The 7,308-nt window shown below is 63.8% G+C and carries 3 protein-coding genes; 2 read left to right on the forward strand and 1 reads right to left on the reverse strand.

Going from position 1 to position 7,308, the window contains the following annotated elements:
• The first annotated feature begins 76 nt into the window (after positions 1-76).
• Entirely contained in the window at positions 77-2,521 is a 2,445-nt protein-coding gene (locus tag KGZ40_05925; GenBank protein ID MBS3957047.1) for a U32 family peptidase, read from the forward strand.
• 13 nt (positions 2,522-2,534) lie between these two features.
• On the opposite strand, the gene KGZ40_05930 is transcribed toward KGZ40_05925, so the two are convergent.
• Positions 2,535-4,934 carry a PBP1A family penicillin-binding protein gene (locus KGZ40_05930; protein ID MBS3957048.1) on the reverse strand — a complete coding sequence of 800 codons (2,400 nt, stop codon included), beginning with the start codon at positions 4,932-4,934 and terminating at the stop codon, positions 2,535-2,537.
• A 445-nt stretch (positions 4,935-5,379) separates the two neighbouring features.
• On the opposite strand from KGZ40_05930, the gene KGZ40_05935 reads away from it, so the two are divergent.
• A complete protein-coding gene (locus KGZ40_05935; protein MBS3957049.1) occupies positions 5,380-6,591 on the forward strand; it encodes a tyrosine--tRNA ligase in 1,212 nt (403 codons plus the stop codon).
• The last annotated feature ends 717 nt before the right edge of the window (positions 6,592-7,308 follow it).

The raw sequence follows: 7,308 nt of genomic DNA on the forward strand, positions 1-7,308 counted from the left end.
CCCTATTGTGCCGCATCGGGCGAGTTTCGTGCCAGGCGCACTCGAATCCGTCACCGATCCGATGGAAGCCTTCACCATGCCAGAGTCTCAGTCCGCGTCCAGAATGCCCGAACTCCTTGCGCCAGCCGGGGGGCTTGATGCGTTGCACGCGGCGGTCAACGCCGGGGCGGACGCGGTGTACCTCGGCGTGGAGGAGTTCAACGCCCGGCGGGGTGCGCAGAACTTCGCGCGGGCTGATCTGGCACAGGCCGTGCGCTACGCCCATCTGCGCCAAGCGCGCGTCTACCTCGCGGCAAACGTACTCATTAAGCGCGACGAGATGTCGAGCGCGCTCGATTTAGTCGCGGAGGCGTGGGCGGCCGGTGTCGACGCGGTGATTGTGCAGGACCTTGGGTTTGCGGGGGTCGTCAGAAAGGCTCTGCCAGACGTGCGACTGCACGCTTCGACACAGATCGGAGCGCACGACCCGTCGACGATCGCGAAGCTCGCCCAGATCGGCTTTGCGCGTGTCACGCTCGCTCGGGAGGTGACGCTTGGCGATGTGAGGATGATCGCCCGCGAGGCCACACCGGAGATCGAGATATTCGCCCACGGAGCGCTCTGCGTCAGCCACTCGGGCCAGTGCCTCCTGTCGTCAGTGGTGGGCGGGCGCTCGGCGAACCGCGGGCAGTGCGCTCAGCCGTGCCGTCTGCCCTACGAACTCTACGATGATACGGGCGCCAAGCGAGCCGCTCCCGGACGATACCTGCTCAGCCCCAAAGACCTCTGCACCATCGAGATGCTGCCGGCAATCATCGCGGCGGGCGTGGACGCGATCAAGATCGAGGGCCGGATGAAGGCGCCCGAGTACGTCGCGGTCGTGACGAGCGTCTACCGGGCAGCGCTCAACCGTGCGTTCGGCGATCCGGAAGGCTTCACGGTCACCCAAGCCGAGCATGGCTCACTTGCCGAAGCGTTCAGTCGAGGCTTCACCACAGGACATCTCGGGGGTCAGCGTGGCGAGGACCTCATGGGATACTCCCGTCCCAACAACCGGGGCGTGGCCATCGGCAGGGTCTCTGGGACGGGCGCCGCAGGAGTCGCAATCGACCTTGATCGCGCCATCGACGCGGGCGACGTGCTCGAGTTCTGGACGAAACGAGGCCGCTTCACGACCCGGGTCGATCGCATCACGCTCAAAGGCGCCAGCGTCACGGCGGCACCCTCAGGAACGCGGGCCACGGTCGCGGCCGACCGTCCGGTCGCGACCGGCGATCGCGTTTTTCGCGTGGTCAGCGCCTCGCTCGATGCCGCCGCCCGGCGCCTTTTCGTACCCGCCGAGGCGGGCCGCATCGTTTCTGCCGAAGTGTCCGTCAAGGCGCGTCTCGGCGAGCCGCTCACAGTGACTCTCTCAACAGCTGACCAGGAAGGCCGCGGTCTCGGTCCAATCGTCGAGCCGGCGAGGACCAAGGCGCTGACCGCCGCCGACATCATGGAGCACGCCGGGCGTCTCGGCGGCACGCCATTTAAGCCTGAGGGGTGGGAGATCGAGCTCGATCAGGGCGTTGGCATGTCGTTTTCCGCGCTTCACGCCGCTCGCCGAATGGCCACTGACGCTTTGGAAGACGCGCTGCTGACACCGTGGGCCGACAGGGTCCGCGCGTATCCCCACACGCCGTCACCCGGGGACCTGAGCGTCGGCGCGCCGACGGCTGACGGCCGTTCGCATACGCGTGAGATGCCGGATCTCGTCGTGTGGACGACGCGCCTGGCGACCGCAAAAGCGTGTCTTGCCGCTGGGGCGCACCGCGCGATCGTTCCTGAATGGGCCCTTGAAGACGACGCCGAGATACCCGAGCGTGTGAGTGTCGAGACATCTCGTGTCGCGCACGCATGCGAGTTCGCCCAGGCGCTTGGGCACGCCAAAGCGGGCACCTCGGCGGTCGCCTCCACGCTAGGACTTCTCAGCGAGGCCCGCCGTGCGGGGGCGGACGTCTGGGCTCACTGGGGGCTGAACGCCATCAACGAGTGGACGGTTGAACTGCTCGCCCAGGCCGGCGCTTCGGGTGTCTGGCTCTCTCCCGAGGTTTCGGGCAGGGAGATCTCGCAGATCGCGCGCGGCTCGTCGGTGCCGGTGGGCACAGCGATCCTCGGCCGCCAAGAGGTCATGGTACTTGAGCACTGCGTCATCTCATCGACCGCTCACTGTTCCGGCCGGTGCGGCACGTGTCCGAGACGGACGCGATGGTACGCGCTCAAAGATCGCAAAGGCTACGGGATGCCTGTGATCGTGGACCCGTACGGTCGCACTCACGTATTCAACGCGGTGCCGCTCGATCTCACCAGGGCGCTCGACGAGGTGATATCGACTGGCGTGGGTGGGGTACGGATCGATTTCACGGTCGAGCGCCTTCAGGAGGCGCAGCAGATCACGAAGTTGGTGCGCGCAGCGCTTGAGTCCGTCGTTGCGGGCCGTGGCCCGCGAACCGACGCGGTGTGCGACCCGGCGACCGCCGGTCATTTCTTCCGAGGTGTCTCGTGACGCGAGCGCGCGTCTAACGCACGGTGATGCGTTGAGTGAACGATGAAGTCTGGTCGTTGTCGTCGGTCACCCAGAGCGTGATCTCGTACGTGCCCGCACTCGCGTAGGTGTGCGTCGCCTTCGCGCCCTCGAATCCGGCACCATCACCGAACTCCCAGACATAGATCACGATCGTCCCGTCGTCTGTAGATGTTGAAGCGTCGAACGTGACAGGGGCGCCCACGCGTGCATCGATGGGAGTGATACTGAACGCGGGGACTGGTCGAGTGTCGGCAGCCATGCCGCTCGAGACGACGAGAGCTACTTGAGTCCCGACCTCGACCTCGGTTTCAGCCGCTGGTGAGTGGCGGGCGACAAGTCCCATGGGAATGCCTCGGAGGCTCTCTTCGGTGACCGTTGCGGTGAGTTCGAGTTCCGCGAGCTTCGCCAACGCCTGTTCTTTTGTCAGCCCCACGAGATTGGGTAGCACGACACGCTCAGGACCGGTGTGGAGCGAGCACGGCTGAGGCCTGTGAGCCGCCAGAAAGAGCCCACGGACCGCCGTCTCACACCACTCGGATGCCGCACCGCCGCTCTCCGCACACACCGAAGCGCTGACGAGTCCTTCCGGACGCGAGAATTCGGTCGCATCGCGATCTGCGAGCGCCCGCTTCATGAATGCCGCCCATATCTCGGCGGGAAACGAGCCGCCGGTGACGTTGCGCCCGCGCACGTTCGTCATCTCGCGGGCGGCTTCCGGATGCCCGACCCACACCGATGCCACCAAGTCGGGCGTATACCCCACGAACCAGGCGTCACGGTACTGTTGGGTGGTCCCCGTCTTGCCAGCGGCCGGCCGACCGATCTTAGCTACTCCGCCTGTCCCATCTGTGAGGACGCCCCTCAACACGTCGGTGGTCAGATACGCGACCGCTGGGTCGATGACCTCTTGCGCCACAAGCTCCGCCGAGAAGAGCACCTCACCTGAGGCGTCGGTGACACGTGAAATGCCATGCGCCTCGGCGTGCAAGCCGCCAGCCGCCAGCGTTCCGTACGCCGAGGCCATCTCAAGCGGGGAGACGCCCTCCGCGTGACCACCGAGCGCCACAGCGGGCACAGGGGAAATCTCGGTAGTGATGCCCATCGTTCGCGCGGTCTGTATCACCGCGTCAGCTCCCACTTCTAACACGAGTTGGGCGAAGACTGAGTTGATCGATTTCTCCATCGCCTCCCTCAGCCGCATCGGTCCGCTTTGCCCGGTTGCTCCCGTAACGCTCCACGTCTGCCCGTTAGAAAGGCCGAGCCTTGCTGGACCTCGCTCGTACGTCTCCTCAGCGGTGACGCCCTGTGCCAGAGCGGTGGCGAGCACGAACGGTTTGAACGCCGAGCCCGGCTGTCTGCGTCCCTGGACCGCGACGTTGAACTGCTTTTCCGAGAAGTCCTTGCCACCCACCATCGCAAGAATCTGGCCCGTCTTAGGGTCGATCGCAACGAGCGCCGCGGATGGGTCGTCCGGAGAGTCGAGCGCTTCCGCGATCGCCTCCTCGGCGGCACGCTGCATCGTGATGTCCAGTGTGGTGGTCACAGTGATGCCGCCACGGAATACCTGGTCCGAGCCGTATTCTTCTACAAGTTGCGCTTTTACGTATTCGACGAAGTACGGGGCGATCACATTCCGGCCGGAAAGTCCGGCAAGCACAGGCTCAGCGTCTGCCGCCGCCGCGCGCTCCTCCTCGGTGATGAGCTCTTGGTCGGTCATTTGCCGCAGGACGGTGTTTCGCCGCAAGACCGCGGCTTCGGGCTCCAGGTAAGGGGAGAACCGTCCGGGCGACTTGATCACGCCTGCCAGCATCGCGCTTTCAGCAAGATCGAGCTGGTCGACTGGCTTGCCAAAGTAGACTTGCGCAGCTGACTCGACACCGTAGGCGCCGTGCCCAAAGTAGATCGTGTTGAGATACAGCTCGAGTACACGGTCCTTGCTGTAACGCTGTTCGAGCCGGTAGGCGAGGATCGCCTCTGAGATCTTTCGGCGCAGCGTCTTTTCCGGCGTGATGAATGCGTTTTTGACGTACTGTTGCGTGATCGTCGAGCCGCCCTGCGCAGCGGAGCGTGTCCTGATGTCGACCCACAACGCTCGAGCGATGCCGATCGGATCGATTCCCCTGTGCTCGTAGTACCGGGAGTCCTCAGTCGCGATCACGGCCTGTCTGAGCGCTTGCGGTATCTCGGCCAGCGGCCGGTCCGTGCGGTTCTGCTCGGCAAACAAGGTAGCGAGGACCTCGCCGTTGCGGTCTGTGATCACCGACGTCTGGTCGCGGCCTGCTGGCGGACCCTCTAAGTCGGGGAGGTCGCGCACGATGCTTGCGTACACGAGTCCCCCCGCGATCAGCGCGCTTGCTGAGACCAAAGCGAGCGCAAGCGCGAGTATCCGCACGAAGCGTTTCGCGCGGGGTCTTTTCGCTGGCGGCTTCCTTGTGCGGTTGTCGCGCGAAGGGCGGCGCGACGGGCGTGCCCTGTTTACCGTGGTGCGCCGGGAGGACGCGGTGTCACGCACGCGTTGTCTGTCGCCTCGCGTGCCACCTCGTGCCGGTTCGTCGCGCGGCACCCGGGATCGCTTCCTTGGCGTGGGCTTCTTTCGGTTTCCGCCGGAGCGGCGTTTGGGTTGGTCGTTGAAGTCATCCATAAGTTAGAGAGCATACCCTAGTGGTAGCGCGCGAATGGCGCGCGGAGACAGCCGCGGCGGGCGGTCTCGGACCGGTGTCATGCTAGAGTATGACACGCACAACCCCGGTCGGCACCCACGAGTCATCGAACCGTCACGCGCGTTGCGGTGCCGCTGGCCTGGCAGTCCGTACTCTCGATTAGAGGAGTCAACCGTCGTGTTGCCTGCATCTGAGCAACTGCGCATTATGCGAAGCGGTGTCGCTGACATCGTCCCTGAGGACGCGCTCGCCGCCAAGCTAGCCCGAGGTGTCCCGCTTGTTGCCAAGCTCGGCGTCGATCCCACCGCGCCAGACCTGCACCTCGGACACGCTGTCCCGTTGCGTAAGCTGAGGCAGTTCCAGGATCTCGGGCACCAAGTGGTCCTCATCATCGGGGACTTTACCGCGCTCATCGGGGACCCCTCCGGTCGCAACTCGACCCGTCCACCTCTTACCATCGCCGAGGTTGACACGAATGCCCAGACCTATATAGAGCAGGCGTTTCGGATCCTCGATGAGAGCCGCGCCACGGTCCGCCGCAACTCGGAGTGGCTCGCGCCTCTCGGCTTTGCAGATCTGCTCCGCCTTACGAGCCAGTTCACCGTGGCGCGAATCCTGGAGCGTGACGACTTCCAGAAGCGCTACCGGGATGGAGTCGGGATATCACTGCATGAGTTTCTCTATCCCGTCGCCCAAGCCTACGATTCGGTCGCGATTAAGGCAGATATCGAGCTTGGCGGCACCGACCAGCTTTTCAATCTCCTCGCGGGCAGGGAGCTGATGGGAAAGCTCGATCTGGAGGGGCAAGTATGTCTGACCCTCCCGCTGCTTGAGGGCACCGATGGCGTGCACAAGATGAGCAAGAGCTACGGCAACTATGTGGGATTGACCGATCCTCCCGCCGAGATGTTTGGCAAGCTCATGTCGATCCCCGACGAGCTCACGCTCAAGTACTACCGTCTTTGCACCGCGCTTTCCGTTGACGAGATCGACACGATCGAAGCTGGCCTGTCCAGCGGAACGCTGCACCCCAATGCCGCCAAACGCCGACTCGCCCGTGAGATCGTCACGCTGTACCATTCCGCTGCCGAGGGAGCGGCGGCTGAGGCGGCGTTTGACCGGTTGTTCAAGGAGAGGTCCATTCCGGAAAACGTTCCTGAGCACGTGCTTGAACACATGGGCGACCTCATTCACCTCCCCGCGGTGCTGCGCGATGCTGGGCTCGTCGCTTCAAATGCCGAGGGCCGCAGGATGATCGCCGGAGGAGGGGTGCGAATCGGTGGGGTGGCGGTCGGGTCTGAAGAGATCGACATCCCGAGCGAACGGCTCGCAGGTGCGGTGCTTCAGGTGGGGAAACGCAAGTTCTGCAGGGTTGTGTACCGTGGCTGAGGGATCCAGGGGGAAATCGAGGACGTTGATTCCGCTGTTTTGGCAAGGTCGTGGCCGGGTATAAGTTAAGTCCGGGTTCGGGCCACTGAGTTACAGCGTCGAATGCCATTTGTGGCGTTGCTAACGGTGATCGCTAGTGGTATCGTTTCCGGGTGCACGGTATTGGAAGCTGGCCGATTCGAGACGCAGGTTGATAATGACCAACCGTCAGGGGTCGATCCGATAGAAGGCGACATGTCACGACAGTGGCGATTCGTCGCCCTCTCTCTACTTCGGACGCCTCCTGCATCAGGGGGCGTTTCTGATGGATAGGATGCCGAGCCAAGCAGCCTCGCGTGCGACGCTAAAGAAACCTGAGAATGGTTGTTGACACCGGGCGAGGGAATGAGTAGAGTACTTCCTCGCCGCCAAGATTGGGTCGGCGGACGACGGCGGGAAAACCGCAGGATGTGTGGGGTTCTTGCCGCGCCTGAACCTTGAAAACCGGATACTGTGACAAGCCAGTCAGGTTCGCGATAGCGAACCACATGAACCCGTCATCCGAGAGGGTCATCAACAGACCAAACCGGATTGACACAACCGGGTCCATACCGCGTCGGTTTCCTTGCCGGCGAAGGTGGATCCAACCGGATCGAGCAGATCCAAACCTTCGTGAATCGCAGGACTCGTCCTGTGACACTTTCAACGGAGAGTTTGATCCTGGCTCAGGATGAACGC

Source organism: Clostridiales bacterium, assembly GCA_018333995.1.
Lineage (GTDB): Bacteria > Actinomycetota > Coriobacteriia > Anaerosomatales > SLCP01 > JAGXSG01.

What these genes read in the sequence shown, in the direction of transcription:
- KGZ40_05925 (MBS3957047.1), top strand. Translation starts at nt 77, where the DNA reads ATGCCAGAGTCTCAGTCCGCGTCCAGAATGCCCGAACTCCTTGCGCCA.